A 20,104-nucleotide genomic window follows, 5' to 3' on the forward strand; every position below is an offset into this window, starting at 1 on the left:
AATATGCACATAGTTATTTAATTAATATTCTCTGTATATAATTTAAAATTCTAAATTAAATGGATAAAATAAATGCAGTTATAGGTTTTAAATTAATTTTTATAATTTAAAATCAAGCTTTAAACTTGCTTTATCTTAAAACTTAATATTGCCAAATGAATGCAGCATATTATTAAAAAATGCACTTAATGCTAAATATTACGAATTATAAGCCAAATTGCAAATTCAACTAAAAAACTAAATTAAAAACTAAATTTCATATTAATCATATGTATAAACAGATCTCTAACCTTCAGTTGGAGTTTCTATTCCAACTGAAGGTTAGAGATCGTTATCCAGGGACGTAGCTGCCGTTATATCCCACTTTGTTAGAAGTGGGAGTATACGGCAGGTAGTCATCGGATAAACTTACGAGGGAGGATTTACAAATGAAAAAATTAAAATTAAAAAGTATATTATCAATAACACTGACTACATTATTGAGCTTTTCACTAGTAGCCTGTGGTAAATCTACAGAAAAAAACAGCTCTGCTTTAGACAAAATTAAACAAAACAAAAAAATAGTGCTTGGAACTTGTGCTGATTACCCACCTTATGAATTTCACAAAGAAGTCAATGGCAAAGATACTATAGTTGGACTTGATATAGAAATCGCTAAATCTGTTGCCAAAGATTTAGGTGTTGAATTAGAAATTAAAGATATGAAATTTGATGGACTTTTACCTGCTTTATCTTCTGGAAATATTGATTTTATCGTGGCAAGCATGACTCCAACTGCTGAAAGAGCAAAAAGCGTTGACTTTTCAAAAATATACTACAAAGCAAGCCAAGCTATAATAGTTAAAGCTGAGAATTCTGACAAATTTACTTCATTAGAATCACTTGAAGGCCTTAGAATAGGTGCTCAAAAGGGTACTCTTCAGGAAGAAATAGCTAAAACTCAAATACCAAATTCAAAAGTTAAATCTCTTCCAAAGGTTACAGACCTTATTCTAGCTCTTAACACTGATAAAGTGGATGCTGTAGTTATGGAAGAACCTGTGGCAAAAGCTTATGCTGCCCATGATAAATCTATTGGTCTTACAAATATAAAAGTAGTAGACGAAGAAGGCGGTTCTGCTATAGCTGTTAAAAAAGGCTCTGCTGATTTTGTAAAAGCATTAAACGAAACTATAGATAAACTTCAAAAGGAAAATAAAATAGATGAGTTTGTTATAAAAGCAAATGAACTTCAAGATTAATTGATACCAAAATAAGCGCTAGGGATCTTCCTTAGCCTTTATTTTCTCATAAATTGTAAAAGGAGGTTTCTACATTGGATTTATCATTTTTATATCAATATTATGGTTTTTTTCTAACTGGAGTAAAAAATACAGTGCTTATTTCCATTTTTACTGTATTTTTAGGCGTTATATTTGGAATATTTATTGCACTAATGCGATTATCTAATAATAAGATTTTAAAAACTATTTCCACTGCTTATATAGAATTTGTCAGGGGTACCCCTATTATGGTTCAACTTTTTATAGTATATTATGGACTTCCTAGCATAGGAATTCCGCTTCCTACTATACCTGGTATGGGCAGTGAGGCATCTGATATTTTAGCTGGTATAATAACTCTTTCAATAAATAGTACTGCATATGTGGCTGAAATAATAAGAGGCGGCATTAACTCTGTAAATAAAGGTCAAATGGAAGCAGCTCGTTCTTTGGGACTAACCAATGCTATGGCAATGAAAACTGTTATAATTCCTCAAGCTTTCAAAAACATATTACCAGCTCTTGGCAATGAATTTATAACAGTAATAAAGGAATCTTCTATAGTTTCAATTATAGGAGTTCCTGAACTTATGTACAATGCTGACACCGTAAGAGGAAATACTTTTAAGGCTTTTGCACCATTGTTAGTGGCTGCAGTTCTTTATTTCCTACTTACATTTACTCTTTCTAAGATTTTAAGCATATTTGAAAGGAGGATGGCTACTAGTGATTAACGTATTAGATTTAAAAAAGAATTTTGGCAAATTAGAAGTATTAAAAGGAATAAATACTCACATAGAAAAAGGTGAAGTAGTTGTTGTAATAGGACCTTCCGGTTCTGGTAAAAGCACCTTTTTAAGATGCCTTAATCTATTGGAAGTACCCTCTTCTGGAGATATTATATTTGAAGGAAATTCTATATTATCTAAGGATAATAATATAAATAAAATGCGCGAAAAAATGGGAATGGTTTTTCAACAATTTAATCTATTTCCTAATATGACCGTTTTAGAAAACATAACCCTAGCCCCAATAAAAGTAAAGAAATTAAGTAAGGAAGCTGCTGAAAAAAGAGCTTTAGAATTATTAGATAAAGTTGGTCTTAGGGACAAAGCTAACGTATATCCTAATAAGCTATCTGGTGGACAAAAACAGAGAATAGCTATTGCCCGTGCCCTAGCTATGAATCCTGATGTTATGCTTTTTGACGAGCCAACCTCCGCCCTAGACCCAGAAATGGTAGGAGAAGTTTTAAATGTCATGAAATCCTTGGCTAAAGAAGGAATGACCATGATAGTTGTAACTCATGAAATGGGATTTGCTAAAGAAGTTGGTACACGCCTATTCTTTATGGACGAAGGTAAAATATTAGAGGATGGAAATCCTAAAGAAATTTTTTCAAATCCAACTCACCCTAGAACAAAAGATTTCTTAAGCAAAGTTTTATAAGCAAGTAAAAACTCATTTAGAATTTAACTATAATTTGGAATTTAAGTGACGCTCTAAATCCTTGATTTAGCTAACGGAACTTACTCCTACTTAGCGTATCAAAGTAGGAGTTTCCTTTATTTTATGATACTATAAATGCCTATATATCAAGTTTTTTATCATTATTTATAATTGAAACACCCACTCCATTTCATTACGTAGGTGTAAGTTACACTGATCAAATATAATAAAAAAACGGTTAAAATTTATTAAGAGTAAATTTTAACCGTTCCTTTTGTTTTATTTTACCTTTTGTGTCTATATTATCTTAATCATCTGTTTAAGTTTTTTATCACAAATTTCTTCTCATAAGTATAATTCTCTTTTCACAAGCAAAATTATTTAATTTATTTTACTTGTTTTGTTTGTTCTGTTTGCTTTGTTTTTTCATTTTCTTTTAACACTTCTTTTACACTAGCTTACTATTTAATTTTAATATTATATAAATTGAACCTTATATAATTTATACTTTTACGCGTGGGTTACTTTTGTTTCACCCTTTTGTATAAATGTTTGTTCAATATAATTGCCTACAGACTTCCACACTGCTAACATTGTAACTATTTTTATAACTGCCATTATAGCATTTTTTATAGCCCTTGGAGCCAATATAGCATAAGCAGCCTTTCCTGTTATCATTGTTAGCCATAAAGTATTTAGGAACATGTCCACAAATAAAGTTACAATAATTACTGATGCAGCCATTCTCCAAAGATTTTTAGGCTTTTTATATAGGAATATGCCATAAACAAATGCTCCTAAAAATGCACTTAATGAAAATCCAGGAAAATATGCTCCTCCAGCTGGGTTAATCATTACTCCTACAAAGTCTATTACAACTCCATAAATACCACCAACTATTGGTCCAAACAACATGGCTGTAAGCATGTACGGTATGAATCCAAAACCAATTCTAATAATTGGTGTTTGAATTGAAAGAAATCTTGTAAGCACTATTTGTATAGCGCCCAGCATTGCTAGATAAACTAGTGTTTTTGTGTTAAATACTTGTTTTTTTTGCATAAAAAAAACCTCCTACAACAGGACATGCCACATAGAGGTTATACCTTCTATGACAGCGGAAGCGATTTAAGAATCGTAACTATTCACCCCTGGTAAAAAGTTTCGTCTAGAGACAACCTCCCATCCTCTAGCACTTGACGCTCTTATATCTACTCTGCCCATATATTTTATTTTCACTTATATTATAACACAATTATTTGAAAAATTGTATATAATATTTTAAATTTTATTAACTTTTGAAATTTTACTTGCATTATAAGTTTGAATTAAATTTATAATGCAAGTAATTTTTTCATACATTAAAAAATATTAACCTAACCTCCATGCATAAATTTTAAATTGTAGACTATTTTTGAATTTAAAATTTACAATGTAGTTTCAAATTCCTAAGGAATTTCTTAAATATAAATTTCAAAAACTCCTTTAAGAATTTCCTAAATTTATATTTAAAAACTCCTAAAGGAGTTTTATCCTTAATTTTTCATTTTTTATTTTACAAAACTTCTTTTATAACTCTCAAAGTATTTTTATAGAAAATTTTCTCTATGTCTCCTTCTGAGAATCCATGTTTATGTAATGCATCTAATAGTTTGTCCATTTCTCCTATGTGACCTATCTCTGGCGGATTATCAATGCCATCAAAATCAGTACCTATTGCAGCTACATCAATTCCTCCAACATTAACTATATGTTTTATGTGCCTAACCATATCTTCAACTGTTGCTACTTTTTCTCTAGATAAAAATGGGTTACAGAAATTAAGCCCCATAACTCCACCATTCTCGCCTAAAAGCTTTATCATAGGATCTGTTAAATTTCTTGAGTGAACTTTAATTTCTCTAGCGTTAGAGTGAGATGCCACTATTGGCTTTTTAGAATATTTTATAGCATCATAAAAACCTCCATCAGAAAGATGAGATACATCCACTATCATGCCTAATTTATTCATTTCAACTATTAGTTCTTTTCCAAACTCAGTAAGTCCCTTATCTCTAGACTCTTCCACACATCCCGGATATCCTATTTCATTTTCATAATTCCAAGTTAAGGTTATAAGTCTAACTCCTAATTTGTAGAAATTCCTTAAGTTCGAAAGTTTTCCCTTTAAAGCTTCCCCGCCTTCTATAGTCAGTATTGCTGATATTTTATCCTCTTTAATATTTTTCATTATCTCTTCATAATTCTTAGCAATGGCAATAGTTTCTTCATGCTTATGTAGCTCCAAATAAAATCTGTCCACCATGTCTAGAGCCCTTTCCAATGGATCTTTATCCCCTTTTAGATCTACAAAGCAAGCAAAAAACTCCGCAATAGAATTAGCTTTCTTTAGTTTACTTAAATCTATACCATAATGATTTTCTTCAAAATTAAACTTTTCATCTCTGTCCATCATTTTTAGTATAGTATCACAGTGCATATCAATTAAATTCATTTACACATCCCCCTATATATTAACTAAATTTTTGTATATAATTTTTAGATTTTACATTAGCTAACCATTGAAAATATCAATTCTAAATAATAAATATCAAATAATAAATATCAAATATCAATTAATGTGGATTTTCTTCATTTCATCTAGAAGATCCTTTTCTCCATTTTCTATTACTTCATCATATACAATAGCCGAATAAGATATAAGCAATAAGGCCATAACCCAAAATGGATCTAAAAATACCAAAGAAATAGGTATATTATTAAATGTAATATAACAATGTAATATAACAATATAATAAATCCACAAATATCTCTAAAAGCAACCCCGATATAATTAAAAAAATCACCTTATTAGGGAAAGCATCTCTTGCCAATAATATCATAAATAATCCTGAAAGCAATACCCCTAAATCTCCCATAGGATTTACCAATAATGAAACCTTTCTAAAAAAGCCCATACCCACTTCTGAATAAATAGGATCTATAATAAAAAACCAAATTATACTGTAGACAGCTATAACTGTTATGAAAATATCCATAACCATTTGAAATGTAAGAAATTTACTTTTCCTTTTATACACAATATACAATATAGCTATTATACTTAAAGGATATTGCATTAAATAGAAAATATCCGATATAGCCAAGGAAGTTAAATTAGTTCCTGTATATGATTCTACTACTATCCAAATTAAATCTCCTATAAAATAACTAATTATAGATAATGACATAAAAAGCCAAAACCTTTTTTCTATACCTATACTTTTTTTGTAAGCAATAAACATAAGTTTACAAGCTACAAACTCACCCACTATAAGAAATATATTATTTCCAAAGGTTTTATAAAAATTATTATCCCCCAAAGTACAAATGTGAAAAATCCAAAGGAATATATAGATAAACATTATATGTATAAAATTCTCTTTTTTTATTATCCTGTCCAATGCTCCCCATCTCCCAGTATATATTAATAACTTCCCCCATATACAGATATTATACATATTAAATACACTATAACTCAATAAGTTTCATAAGAGTTTTTATTTAAAATCCAATAAGAATATGTTGTGAAGTAAGTGCATAGGAAAAATCTGATTTTAATTCCGTGATAAATGTGAAATTTTGGACTTGAACAATACGCCAAGAACTTCTAATATTTGTCCATTTAAAGCCCCTAAAGTTTTCAAACTCACTCGTTCCTCGCTCAGGCAATGAAAACTTCTTAACGGTGCTTTAAATGGACAAATAAAGAAGTTCTAAGGCTAGTTCAATAGTCCTAAATTTCACATTTATCACTCCATTAAAATCAAATTTTTCAGTTCATGCATATATGGTCACGGGAGAGAACGGTCTACTAAAGGAGGATTTTCCTCCACTGCGTTACGGAAAATCTTTAATTAAATAAATAGTATAGTGGGAAAAGGTATAACTGATTCATTAAATGAAGTGGTTATACTTTTTCTTTTAGGGCTTAACAAATCTTTTATTGGCGATAGCCAGCGAAAATATACAAATATTAAATATTAAATATCAAATATCAAATATCAAATAATGTTGAAATTCCTATGGAATTTCTTAAATTAGAATTTGTGGAAGAAGTAAAAAGTAATAGTGAATGAAGACTTTCCTTCACTATGCTATGGAAAGTCTTTAATTAAATAGATGTAATAGTAAAACAAGCCAATAGGTAAAAAAATCAGAAGTTGGGCACTTAAAAAATTTTTTTTGGCGTAGCCAGCTGATTTATAATAAAATACTTATTATAGAAAATGGTTGGAATAATCTACTTTTAGTTAAAGCTTAAAATAAAAATGCAATTTGAAATTATTTATTAAGATTATTACGGTTTTATGGGTTAAGTAAAAGCATAGCTATTTTACCACAACTATTATCTTTTACTTATTCACAAATTAATTATAAAAAACTCTTTGAGTTTTATCCTTAACTATTACTTCTTACCTTTTACTTATCTCTTCCTTTTTTTCTCTACAAACTAAGATTTATACAAACAACTGCCTTACGGCAAAATGAATCGAATTTTAATTACTATTTTATTTTAATAAGTATCCTATAACTTTTCAAAAGGCTCCGCCTAAAAGATTATAAGCGCTTTTTTATTTATAAACAGAACTCTTAGCTTCAGATGGAGTTTTTACTCCAACTGAAGGTTAGAGTTCGTTATCTAGGGACGTAGCTGCCGTTATCTCCCACTTTGTTAGAAGTGGGAGTGTTACGGCAGGTAGTCATCGGATAAATTAAAGATTTTCTGAATAAAATGAAGAAAATCCACATTAATTGATATTTGATATTTGATATCTGATATCTGATATCTGATATTTATATATTTAGCCTGGCTATCTTTCTTACATTCTAAAATTTTTCGTAATGTAATGAAGAAAAATTATCCTTCTCTAGCCCTCTGGTCCTCTAGCACACTAGCACACTAATTTTGGCCCTCTAGCACACTAGCCCACTGAAATATCCTTTAGTAGGCTTTTCTCTCCCTGTGACGATATACGCATGACCTGAAAAATCTGCTTTTAAGGGAACAATAAATATATTTTTTTCGACTATTGAGCTAGCTTTAGAAATTCTTTGTTTTCAAATTTGAATACCCGTTAAGAAGCTTTCATTGCCTGAACGAGGAACGAGTGAGTTTGAAAGCTTTAGGGAATTCAAATTTGAAAACATTAGAATTTCTTAGCGTACTGCGAACAGTCTAAAAAAATATATTTATTGTGGACTTAAAAGCAGATTTTTCCTATGCCATTTCCGTCACAAATTTCTTATAGTTTGTATAAATAAATGTAAATATTGTCTTTACCTAAAAGCTTTAATATATATCCATAAAGGGATACATTCAGTCTATTAACCGTATGCTGAGCTACAAAAAAATCGTATTGACCCATAAATGGGTTAAAAACTTTATTATGAATTACTTGAGTATGATAAGGTAATGGATTGCCATATTGAATCACATCTCCAACATCAAAATTATTGTATATAGTCAAAAAATTTGATATGGCTTCCTCTGGAGTTATTCTGTAAAAACCATATGCTCTATTGTCACCCATGCCATCTTCATTGCCCCAATGTCTCATAAAATATCTAGCTGCTCTCCAAGTAATTGCAACTTTTTTTAATTCTTTTTCATATTTAGTTCTGCAAAACCATGAATTGAAGTTATCCCATTGGCTTCCTATTTCCTGCATTCCTCCAGCTTTCAAAACTTGAGATACAAAATTTGTACAGTCATCACTTTTATAATATGGATAATCTTTCAAATTAGGACTTAAAGCATATTTTTCTGCATATTCCTTAGCTGCCATTCTATCATACCCTGTGCTTGGCATACTTTATTCCTCCTTTTTTATTTAAAATCGGTGTAATTACAGTACAAATTAACAATAATAATACTATGGTTTCACTTTTGCAAAAGCATATAACTTCGTTTAAAAGCCTTAATACTGAACTTTGGTACATAAACGGAGCTCTTAGCTTCAGATGGAGTTTTTACTCCAACTGAAGGTTAGAGATCGTTATCCAGGGACGTAGCTGCCGTTATCTCCCACTTTGTTAGAAGTGGGAGTGTTACGGCAGGTAAGTCTCTGGATAAATTTTAAGCTGTACATTAGATAAATAAAAAAATTAGAACTATAGTCTTTAATGTACTCTTTAAATTAAATGTTGAACTTGCTAATAGAATTTCTTAAATTTATATTTTATAAAAAATTATAATTTTATATCTAAATTGCAATAATATATACTTACCTCATGCAATTTATATATTATCTTATGATTTTTAAATTTTAATGTGCAGATAAATCAATTACTATATTGCAAAACAAATTACTATACTATATTTATATTTAATATACATTAATTAAGTTACAGTGTTTTATTAATATTTATTAAAAATTAATTGTGCTATACTATTAGTTTTATTCCCTACTATTTATAAATTTTAGCTAAATCTAATAAATTTCATTAAAAAGAATTATTTTTTTAAAAAAATTGCATTGCATTATACATATATGTATCATATAATGTTACCATACGTTAAAAATGAATTTATATGATTTAATATATTTCATATATAAGTGAGGTGCTAATATGTCAATTAAAAACTTCAAAAGAATTCTTGTGGCAAATAGAGGGGAAATTGCTATACGAATATTCAGAGCATGTAGCGAATTAAATATTCGAACTGTAGCAATTTATTCAAATGAAGATAAGTGTTCTCTTTTTAGAACTAAAGCTGATGAATCATATCAAATAGGAAAAAACAATAATCCTGTTGATGCATATTTAAATATAGATGAAATTATAAATCTGGCTCTTAAAAAAGGTGTAGATGCTATTCACCCTGGTTATGGATTTCTTTCGGAAAATCCTGAATTTGCCAGGAAGTGTGAAGAAGCTGGAATTGAATTCATAGGGCCTACCGCCTTCATGATGGAACAAATGGGTGATAAGATAAAATCTAAGTTAGTAGCTCAAAAGGTTTCAGTTCCTACCATACCTGGAGTAGAAGAGCCTATAAAAACTGAAGAACAGGCTCTAGAGTTTGCAAATTTCTGCGGATATCCAGTTATGCTTAAAGCAGCAGCTGGTGGCGGTGGAAGAGGTATGAGAATTGTAAAAGAGGAAAAAGACTTAATTTCTTCCTTCAGAAGTGCCAAAAACGAAGCTAAAAAAGCCTTCGGTATAGATGATATATTTATAGAAAAATATCTAGAAAATCCAAAGCATATTGAAGTGCAAGTTCTTGGAGACAAATACGGAAATATTGTTCACCTTTTTGAAAGAGATTGTTCTATTCAAAGACGTCACCAAAAGGTTATTGAATTTGCTCCATCACTATCTCTTTCAGAGGAAAAGAGACAGGAAATTTGTGAAGATGCTCTTAAAATAGCTAGAAGCGTTAATTACAGAGGAGCTGGTACACTAGAATTCCTTTTAGATAGCAAGGGAAATCACTATTTTATAGAAATGAACCCTAGAATTCAGGTGGAGCATACTGTAACAGAAGTAATAACTGGAGTAGACATTGTTCAGAGCCAAATCCTTATAGCTCAAGGATATACTTTAGATTCTGAAGAAATAGGATTACCATCTCAAGATTCTATAAAAACTAATGGATATGCTATTCAATGCAGAATAACTACTGAAGATCCATCTAATAATTTCGCCCCAGACACAGGTAAAATTGATGTATACAGAACTGGTTCTGGTTTTGGTATAAGACTAGATGGGGGAAACGGATTTACAGGAGCAGTAATAAGTCCTTATTATGATAGCTTACTAGTTAAGACTACAGCTTATTCCAGAACTTTTAAGGATACTGTTAGAAAATCCCTTCGTTCTGTAAAAGAACTTAAAATATCTGGAGTAAAAACCAATGTGGACTTTTTAATAAATGTATTAAATCACCCTACTTTCCAAAAGGGTCTTTGTACTACTAATTTCATAGGAGAAAATCCTGATTTATTTATAACTACCGCTAAAGCTGATGAAGAATACAACCTTCTAAAATTTATAGGAGAAAAAGTAGTTAATGAAACTCATGGTGTAAAGAAATCCTTTGATGTGCCTGTAGTTCCTATAATACCTGAAGTTAAAGATTTAAAAGGTACGAGAAATATACTTTTAGAAAAAGGTCCTGAAGGATTAGTTAATTGGATAAAAGCACAGGATAAACTGCTTTTAACAGACACCACTATGAGAGATGCTCATCAGTCGCTTATGGCTACTAGAATGAGAACGGTAGACATGGTTAAAATAGCCGATGCCACTTCCTACTTAGGTAAAGATTTATTTTCTCTTGAAATGTGGGGAGGCGCTACCTTTGACGTATGCTATAGATTTTTAAAGGAATCCCCATGGGAAAGACTTAAAAAATTAAGAGAAAAATCTCCTAACGTACTTTTCCAAATGCTTATAAGAGGAGCCAATGCTGTAGGATATAAAAACTATCCTGACAATGTTATAAGAGAATTTATAAAAGAATCTGCAAATGCAGGCATAGATATATTTAGAATATTTGACTCTCTAAACTGGCTTAAAGGTATGGAAGTAGCCTTAGATGAAGTATTAAAACAAGGGAAAGTAGCTGAATGCTGTATATGCTACACTGGAGATATACTGAATAACTCTAGGGATAAATATACATTAGACTACTACGTTAAAAAAGCTAAAGAGATAGAAAAAATGGGTGCTCACATACTGGGCATAAAGGATATGTCTGCCCTATTGAAGCCTTATGCTGCCTTTAAACTTATAAAGGCCCTTAAAGAAGAAATAAGTATTCCTATTCATCTGCACACTCATGACACTACAGGAAATGGTGTAGCTACAGCCTTACTAGCAGCAGAGGCAGGAGTTGATATAGTAGATACAGCCATCGATAGCATGGCAGGACTTACAAGTCAGCCATCTCTAAATTCTATAGTGGCTGCCCTTGAAAACACTAAGAGAGATACGGGCATTAACCTTGGTGATATACAAAAGATATCAAATTATTGGTCTGCTGTAAGACCTGTTTATACTTCTTTTGAATCTGGATTAAAATCTGGATCTACAGAAATATATAAATACGAAATTCCAGGGGGACAATACTCTAACTTAAAACCTCAAGTAGAAAGTTTCGGTCTTGGCCACAGATTTGGGGAAGTAAAAGAAATGTATAAAAGAGTTAATTCCATGGTAGGTGATATAGTTAAGGTAACTCCATCCTCCAAAATGGTAGGTGATATGGCTATATTCATGGTGCAAAATAATTTAACTCCTGAAAATATTTTAGAAAAGGCTTCAAACTTGTCTTTCCCAGACTCAGCTGTATCCTATTTTAAAGGTATGATGGGTCAACCAGAGCATGGTTTTCCAAAGGAGCTTCAAAAGATGGTGTTAAAGGGAGAAGAACCTATAACCTGCAGACCAGGAGAACTTTTACCATCTGAAGACTTTAGTAAAATAGAAAAACACCTTAAAGAAAAATTAGGCTTGGAGCCAACAAAGCAAGATATTATAAGCTACGCCCTATATCCAGACGTATTTGAAGCCTATGTAAAATATATAAAAGAAAATGGTGACTTAAGTAACGTAGGTAGTGATATATACTTCCACGGCTTAAGTGAAGGGGAAACTTGTGAAATCAAATTAGCTGAAGGCAAAATATTAGTAGTAAGGCTTTTAGAAATTACAAAGCTAAACAAAGAAGGTTTTAGAACCTTAATATTTGAAGTAAACGGCAATAGACGTGAAATTAAGATAAAGGATAAAACAAGAGCAGAATTAAAGGAAACTTCTGAGGTTTTAATGGCTAACCCAGAAAACAAAAACGAAATAGGTGCCAGCATCCCTGGAACTATTTTAGATATACTTGTTAAAGAGGGAGACGAAATAAAGGAAAACGGAAACTTAGTAGTTATTGAAGCTATGAAAATGGAAACTATAATTACCTCCCCTGTTTCAGGCATAGTGGAATCCATCCATGTATCTAAGGCCCAACAAGTTAAATCTGGCGAAATGCTAATTAAATTAAAAATTAAAAAATAAAAATTAAAAAGGACAGCTAATTAAATTAGCTGTCCACTTTTAATTTTATTTATGCTCTTTTTCTTCTTCTAAGAAATACAAATCCACAAGCTATTAAAATTCCACCTATAGCTATTAATAAAGGTGCGTTCATTCTGCCACCAGTTTGAACTAATTTATTATTAGAATTTGTATTATTATTTGTATTAGCATTATTATCTGAAGTGTTGTTAGAACCACTTGCTGATGATGCTTTTATGCTAAATTTAATAGTTTCTGAAGAAGTATTTCCTGCTAAATCCTTTGCAGTTATTATTAAAGTATAGTCTCCTGCTGAAGCTATTTCTTTACCATCATAGTTCTTTCCATTAAGTGTTGCTATAACTTTAGCTGTATCGTCATCACATTTAACTACAGGAGTTACTTTATTATTATATACTTTGCCATCCTCTACTCCTGTTACTGTTATCACTGGGTAAGTTTTATCAATGATAAAGTTCATCTTTAATTCAGAAGTATTTCCTGCTAAATCTACAGCTTTTATTACTAATTCGTGAATACCTTCTTCAGTAATCTTTTCTCCCTTATATTCCTTACCATTAAGAGTTAATGTTACTGTTGCATCTTCACTTGCTGTGATTTTTGGTGTAACATCTCCATTATATAATTTGCCATCTTCTACATCTGTTACTGTTATTACAGGTTTAGTCTTGTCAATTGTAAAGTTAGCCTTATATTCTGAAGTATTTCCCGCTAAATCTACAGCTTTTACTATTAACTCATGAGATCCCTCTGTAGTAATTTCTTCTCCATTGTATGCTTTTCCATCAAGAGTTGTAGTAACTTTTGCTTCTTCATTACAAGATACTTTTGCTATAACGTTACTGTTGTATGCTTTGCCATTTTCTACACCAGCAACTGTTATTACTGGGTTAGTCTTATCAATTGTAAAATTAACCTTATAGGTTGAAGTATTTCCTGCTAAATCTGTAGCAGTTACTACCAATTCGTGAGCTCCCTCTGCACTGATTTCTTCTCCATTATATTCCTTTTTATCAAGAGTTGCAGTAATGTTAGCTTTTTTGTCAGCAGTAATTTTTGCTATTACATTTTTATTATAAACTTTTCCATCTTCTACGCCTGTTACTGTAATAACTGGAGCAGCTTTGTCCACTACTACATTAACATTCTTAACAGTTTCATGACCAAATAAATCTACAGCTTTTATTTCTAAGAAAGAGTTATTAGTAACAGGAACATCATAATCAAAAGTTCTTTCTGTTACATCTTTACCCATTTGGCCATCTATAGCCACTTCTATTTTTTGTTCTCCGTTAACATATAGTTTGTATCCATAGGTATTGTCTGATACTTTTCCTGTAACCTTAACAGTGTCTGTATTAACATACGCTTTGCTATCCTCTGTAATCTTAGGAGATGTAATATCAAGTACAGGAGCTATAGTGTCACAATCTACCTTGTATGAAAAATCACATAGCTTTTCGCCATCAAAATCTTCAGCATATATCTTTACAAGGTTTCTTCCTTCCTCAAAAGTAACATCCATTGAGAAAGTTAAGTCTTTGTTTATCTCAACATCCTTATCATTTATCTTAAATACCTTTGGCACATATCCTACAGAACCAGTTATAGTTAAATCCTTCTGATTTACACTCATTCTAGAGGATAAATTATCAAATTTTAGATTAAATGCTGGATTACCTTGTACAACTGTTGTCTCTTTAACGCCAATATTAGATGCATTATCTAATGCAGCTATAGCTATAGAATTAGCTGCCTTTTCTTTTAGTTGCAAATCACAACTATATATTCCATTTTCGTCTACTGATATTTTTGAACTATCTTGTTTCTTACCATTTAAATAAACCATAGAGAATTGGCCATCCCCAGATAATTCATCTGTTACTTTCCACTGTAATTTATAATTAGAATCATCTGATTTTGTTGCAGATATTATTTCTACATTTGGATCTACAGTGTCTATCTTTACTGGAACTGTAACATGACTTTCTCTAGCGTTGTCTATATCTACTTTTGCTACATAATCAAGATAATATTGACCATCTTCAACTACTCCCATTTTACCTGTAGATGGGTCGTAAATCTTTCCATCCCACATCCAGCTCATATCATGTCTATATCCTGGGTCGTTTGGATCTGAAATAACATTTTTTCTTATATCATTAGTAGTTAATAACTGTTTTACTAACTTTTTATCCTTGTCTAATACTCTAACTTGCATAGATTTAGCATTTCTTAAGAAGCCTAAGAATGGATATATATTATCATTTAAGTTATCCCCATTAGGAGAAATAGCAATTTTCTCAGACTTTATAATAGGATTTCCATCTTCATCTTTTCCATCATAACCTAAATAATAAAGATCTTCTCCATTTTCATCCAATGAAAGCATTCTTGTGCTTCCAAAATATGCATTCTCGTCCCATATAGGTTTATCTATAACATCTTGTGTATCCCATTTTCCGTGGAAACCTATATATGGAACTACTAAATCTGGATTGTCTTTAGGTTCAGTAGATTTTAATTTAATAAATCCTTCTACAAAGATTTCTTTTGCAAGATCATCTGGTAAATTAATTGTTACATTTACTTTTGCGGTTCCATTAGCTGGAACTGTTACTTTAGTATTATCAAAAGAAACTTTAGCATCCTTAATTTTTACATCATAAGACATGCTCTCTATAGTCTCACTTTGTTCAGTTAAAACTCCACCTATATCACTTAAATCAAAAGTAATAGGTTTGTCTTTGTAGTTCTTTAAATTTAAAGCAAAGGTAGTAGTTTTACCTATTTCCTTTAAGGCTACTGCTGCATTTCCTCTATCATCTTTTACTGTTACACCATTGTTTACAGCATCTACTATCTGAACTAATCCTGCACCTTGTCTTCTTGGAGAATAAGGTACTTCTGTGTGTTGTTTATCCATAATAGTTTTTGCAGTATTAATAGATGTAGTTTTTGCAAAATCTACTAATTCCTTTCCTGTTAAGCTTGGATAATTTTTCTTTATTCCTTGTAATATTAATGCTTCAGCTCCTGATGTATGAGGTGCTGCCATAGATGTACCAGACATATTCTCATATTTATTATTGTTAACAGTTGACCATATATTTCCGCCTGGAGCTGATATTTCAGGTTTAAATTCTAAATTTGGAGCTGGACCCCAAGAAGTAAAATCAGACATATCATTTTTATCTGTGTTATCTAATGAAGTCAACGTTCCAGAGAATTTAACCTTTAGCCCTGAAGAAGCTTTTTCCTTAAGAGCTTTTCCATCAGCCTCTGTCATTCCTATAACTGGAATATTAACTGCATCATCTACGAACATGCCTCCAATATAACCAGCTCTATTGTTATAAATAATTATAGCCTTTGCACCTGCTTTTTGAGCATTTACTTCTTTTTCAGCAAAAGTAAGCTCTCCTCTTTGAGCTAATACAATTTTTCCATTAACATCTTTGCCTTCAAAATCTGATTCCTTACCATATGCACAATCCACCAATTCAAATTCACCTTTAAGAACTTCTGATGGATTTACATTATTTACTTCATAGGTATAACTTCCATTGCCACTTGCACTAGTATACTCCATATTGAATAACATTATATTAGTATTCTCATAAGAAGCTACTTGTAAAGATTCTTTAGCAATACCAGGTGATCCTACTACTCCTGTATCATATAATTCGCTAAATTTATATGGCGCTGTGTTGTATTGAGAGTTTCCTGCAGACACTACCACAACTACTCCACTTTCAGTAGCATTTTTTATTGCCTTTTGTTCTGGTTCATCTGATTCTTGAAATCCTGAATTAGAACCAAGACTCATATTTATAACGTCTGCCCCATGTTTAACTGAGTCTTCAATAGCTGCTATTATATCATCTGAATATGCCCCACCTATTTCAGGATCATTAGCAAATACTTTCATAGCAAGCAATTGACATTCTGGAGCTACACCTTGTATAGCTTCTCTTTTGTCTACTGCTTCTTTGTCTCCATTTGCACCTACTATACCAGCAACGTGCATTCCATGCATGCTTCCAGTATCTATTACATTATAATTTTGTTCAGCAAAATTATAACCATAAGGCACTTTGTCTGTGAAATATTTTCCAACTCCTTCTGAGCTTTTTGATTGTAATTTTGCTTTTGAAGGATCTGTAAGCTTCATATCCTTATGAGTATAATCTATACCAGTATCTATAATGGATACTACCATACCTTGTCCATTATAACCATAAGAAGAACCATAGGCTTCGTAAGCTTGAGTTAAAGTTTTTGCAGATGTCATATCTGGATAATATTTATTAACTAAAGTTACGCTTTTTACCTCTGGTAAAGCTTTAATCTTATAAATTTCACTTTTTTTAACCATCATACTAAAGCCATTTAAAACTTTAGTATAACTATTTCTAATTTTAGCCCCTTCTAATTCTGCAACTTTCGATTTTACAGATTTTTGTGTGCTTTGAATGGAACTTAATCCTTTAGTCCCTTTTTCTAATAAAGGTTTGTCCTTTAATTGCACAACAACTCTGACTGTCTCTTCAGGTCTTCGAGTTAGTGGTTTGTTTTCATTAAAAACAAACTCACTTCCGCGCTTGGATTTCATAAAGTTCTCAATGTCTTTTTCTGAGTACTTAACCCTCAACGGATTAGAAGATAACACTTCTGCTGCCTTTGCATTATCTAGGGCTTTTACTTCTTTAGTTTCAAACCCAGACACAAAGGAAACTATCATCATTGCTATAACAAACAATGACAACAATTTTTGATTCTTTCTTTTCATAGTAACCCCCCTTTTATTATTTAATTTTCAATAAGGCATATTAAATAACCTTATTAAAAAATTAATCATAGTTTAATATTGCCCCAATAAACTACATACATCCCCATAATTACTATTATATACATTTTATTTCATTACATGTACTTATATTAATACCACTTATTTCTATATATTTTATCACACAAAATACTACTTTTCAATTATTTCATAATATTAATTTTATTCCCATGTAAGAATATTGTGTTTATTCAGATAATTCCATGGATATAGACTATTATTCAACCACTAAACTTTTTTTATTTATAAAATACAAACTACTTTTCCCCTTATCTCCAAGTAGAATACTCGCCATAAATTAGAATTTGTATAGAAGGTAAGAATTAAGAGATTAGGTACTAGGTACTAGGTGCTAGGTGCTAGGAAAGGAGGATTTTCCTCCACTGCGTTACGGAAAATCTTTAATTAAATATAAGCAATGGTATAGTGGGAAAAGGTATAATTGATTCATTAAATGAAGTGGTTATACCTTTTCTTTTTAAGGGCTTAAAAAATCTTTTATTGGCGGTAGCCAGTCTAAATACGTAGATATGATTAGAATTTATATATAAGAATATATAATTTTAATTGTTAGGTGAATAGTAACGTGTAGATAAGTAATGGGGAATAGGTAAGAAAGTAATAAGTAAGAGTGAAAAAGTAAGAACTACTAGGTAAAAAGTCAGAAGGTTATCACTTAAAAAGTGTTTTGGGCGTAAGCCCGCTGAGTGTAGGTGAAAGTATAGCTATTTTTGCGACCTATCGGTCCGCGGACTTATCGAACCTTTAAGTAAGAATTCTTAAAAAAATTTAGTAAAGCTAAATTTTTACTACACCTATTACTTCTTACTATTCACAAATTAATTATAAAAAAACTCCTTGAGTTTTATCCTTAACTCTTACTTCTTACCTTTTACCTCTTACTTCTTTTTCACCTTTTCTTATCTACAAACTAAGAATTATAGTTAATTTCTAAAAAAGCTTTATTCTTCATTTTAAATTTTATATTTTTATTTTATAACTACGAAAGTTGAATTAATAATATACCTTGTAAAAATTATATTATTTCTACAAAATCTTTTTTACCACTTTTCTTTATTCTACCTTTTTTAGATTCCTTAAGCTTTTTTGTCTTTTCCTTTTTTGCCATGAACTCTGCTTCTTTTTTAAGTTTAATATAACTTTTATATCTCTCCTCAGATATTACTCCTTTACTAATAGCTTCTTTAACAGCACAACCAGGCTCTCCATCGTGAGTGCAGTTTCCAAACTTACACTGAATGGTCAATTCTTCTATATCCCTAAAAGCACTTTCTATTCCATCTTCTATATCCATAATAGGAAGTTCTCTCATGCCAGGAGTATCTATAACCACTCCTCCTTGAGGAATCACTATTAGTTCTCTATAAGTAGTGGTATGTCTTCCCTTTCCATCACTTTCTCTAATTTCTGAAACCTTCATCTTTTCATATCCAAGAAATTTATTTATAAGAGTGGACTTTCCAACACCAGATGAACCTATAAACGCCACTGTTTTACCATTAGTAATATATTCCTTAACTTTATCTATACCTTCATTAGTCAAGCTGCTCACCACTAATATATCTACACCTATTGCTACCTTTGAAACTTCCAATAACTTCTCCTCTAAATCTTCACATAAATCAGCCTTGGTAAGCAGTACAACAGGCTCTGCTTCACTCTCCCATGCGGTACTTATATATCTCTCAAGTCTTCTCAAATTAAAATTATTATTAAGAGACATGGTTATAAATACAGTATCTATATTTACAGCTATTATTTGCTCATCATCTTTAGGTCCAACAGTTTTTCTTGAAAATTTACTATATCTTTCAAGTGTCCCATGAATTATAGCCTCTCCTTGCGCGTCCTCATCTCTATCCATAGCTACCCAATCTCCCACCGCTGGATAGGAAGCTATACTGCAGGCGTTATACATTATCTTACCTGAAACTTTAGCACTTATAACTCCTTTTTCTGTAATGACTTTATAATAATTCTTTTGCTCACAAACCACTCTACCTAAATACATACCCTCATATAAACTTTCAAACTCTTTTATTGTATTATCCTTTAATCCCAATTCTTTTAAATTAAATTTACTCAAATTCCATTCCTCCATACTATAATAGTGTATTTAGGGCATAAAAATACCCTGAAGTCTTTACTTTGCCACTCCAGGGTAATATACACAATAATAATATGAAAATCATATGTATTAGATTTTATATTTCATAATAATCCAAACATAAATTAATCATTAATGGATAAATGGTAATTTTTCCAAGGAGTAGCCCCTATGAATTTTTTTGTTAATAAATATTCTCTAATTTTTTTCATAAGACATCACTCCTTTCAAAATTCATAAAAATAACATAAATTCATTATACAACTAAAACATTTAAAAAACAACATATATTTCATTTTTAGTAAATATATTTAAGTCTCATGCAAACCAGAGCCTTAC

At 31.0% G+C, this 20,104-nt stretch carries 10 protein-coding genes and 1 riboswitch; of the genes, 4 read left to right on the plus strand and 6 right to left on the minus strand.

The features are described 5' to 3' along the window. The first annotated feature begins 428 nt into the window (after positions 1-428). The 3 genes from FGK85_RS04305 (at position 429) to FGK85_RS04315 (ending at position 2,711) form a co-directional block, all read left to right on the plus strand. On the plus strand, positions 429-1,241 hold the full coding sequence (locus tag FGK85_RS04305; RefSeq protein WP_138204062.1) for a transporter substrate-binding domain-containing protein: 813 nt from the start codon (positions 429-431) through the stop codon (positions 1,239-1,241). 74 nt (positions 1,242-1,315) lie between these two features. Further along, on the plus strand, positions 1,316-1,996 hold the full coding sequence (locus FGK85_RS04310; protein WP_138204064.1) for an amino acid ABC transporter permease: 681 nt from the start codon (positions 1,316-1,318) through the stop codon (positions 1,994-1,996). Further along, positions 1,989-2,711, plus strand: coding sequence for an amino acid ABC transporter ATP-binding protein (locus tag FGK85_RS04315; RefSeq protein WP_138204066.1), 723 nt, complete (start codon positions 1,989-1,991; stop codon positions 2,709-2,711). Before FGK85_RS04310 ends, FGK85_RS04315 begins: the two co-directional genes overlap by 8 nt. Positions 2,712-3,221: 510 nt before the next feature. Here the strand turns inward: FGK85_RS04315 and FGK85_RS04320 are convergent. The 4 genes from FGK85_RS04320 to FGK85_RS04335 all read right to left on the minus strand — a co-directional run bounded on the left by FGK85_RS04320 (position 3,222) and on the right by FGK85_RS04335 (position 8,563). Further along, positions 3,222-3,773, minus strand: coding sequence for a folate family ECF transporter S component (locus tag FGK85_RS04320; RefSeq protein WP_138204068.1), 552 nt, complete (start codon positions 3,771-3,773; stop codon positions 3,222-3,224). Between the two features lie 51 nt (positions 3,774-3,824). Then, a riboswitch (THF riboswitch) is annotated at positions 3,825-3,932 on the minus strand. Between the two features lie 334 nt (positions 3,933-4,266). Then, positions 4,267-5,205, minus strand: coding sequence for a dipeptidase (locus FGK85_RS04325; RefSeq protein ID WP_138204069.1), 939 nt, complete (start codon positions 5,203-5,205; stop codon positions 4,267-4,269). 265 nt (positions 5,206-5,470) lie between these two features. Next, positions 5,471-6,154: a hypothetical protein gene (locus FGK85_RS04330; protein WP_138204071.1), complete on the minus strand. Its 684-nt coding sequence runs from the start codon at positions 6,152-6,154 to the stop codon at positions 5,471-5,473. Between the two features lie 1,842 nt (positions 6,155-7,996). Further along, positions 7,997-8,563 carry an amidase domain-containing protein gene (locus FGK85_RS04335; protein WP_138204073.1) on the minus strand — a complete coding sequence of 189 codons (567 nt, stop codon included), beginning with the start codon at positions 8,561-8,563 and terminating at the stop codon, positions 7,997-7,999. Positions 8,564-9,323: 760 nt separating this feature from the next. On the opposite strand from FGK85_RS04335, the gene FGK85_RS04340 reads away from it, so the two are divergent. Further along, positions 9,324-12,767, plus strand: coding sequence for a pyruvate carboxylase (locus FGK85_RS04340; protein WP_279232900.1), 3,444 nt, complete (start codon positions 9,324-9,326; stop codon positions 12,765-12,767). Between the two features lie 49 nt (positions 12,768-12,816). On the opposite strand, the gene FGK85_RS04345 is transcribed toward FGK85_RS04340, so the two are convergent. Continuing rightward, positions 12,817-17,580, minus strand: coding sequence for a S8 family serine peptidase (locus FGK85_RS04345; RefSeq protein ID WP_138204075.1), 4,764 nt, complete (start codon positions 17,578-17,580; stop codon positions 12,817-12,819). Between the two features lie 1,093 nt (positions 17,581-18,673). Continuing rightward, entirely contained in the window at positions 18,674-19,744 is a 1,071-nt protein-coding gene (rsgA, locus tag FGK85_RS04350) for a ribosome small subunit-dependent GTPase A (RefSeq protein ID WP_138204077.1), read from the minus strand. Positions 19,745-20,104 lie beyond the last annotated feature (360 nt).

Source organism: Haloimpatiens lingqiaonensis (genome assembly GCF_901447495.1).
Lineage (GTDB): Bacteria > Bacillota > Clostridia > Clostridiales > Clostridiaceae > Haloimpatiens > Haloimpatiens lingqiaonensis.

Coding starts and splice junctions, on each gene's coding strand:
- FGK85_RS04305 (WP_138204062.1), top strand. CDS start 429: ATGAAAAAATTAAAATTAAAAAGTATATTATCAATAACACTGACTACA.
- FGK85_RS04320 (WP_138204068.1), bottom strand. CDS start 3,773: ATGCAAAAAAAACAAGTATTTAACACAAAAACACTAGTTTATCTAGCA.
- FGK85_RS04325 (WP_138204069.1), bottom strand. CDS start 5,205: ATGAATTTAATTGATATGCACTGTGATACTATACTAAAAATGATGGAC.
- FGK85_RS04335 (WP_138204073.1), bottom strand. CDS start 8,563: ATGCCAAGCACAGGGTATGATAGAATGGCAGCTAAGGAATATGCAGAA.
- FGK85_RS04340 (WP_279232900.1), top strand. CDS start 9,324: ATGTCAATTAAAAACTTCAAAAGAATTCTTGTGGCAAATAGAGGGGAA.
- FGK85_RS04345 (WP_138204075.1), bottom strand. CDS start 17,580: ATGAAAAGAAAGAATCAAAAATTGTTGTCATTGTTTGTTATAGCAATG.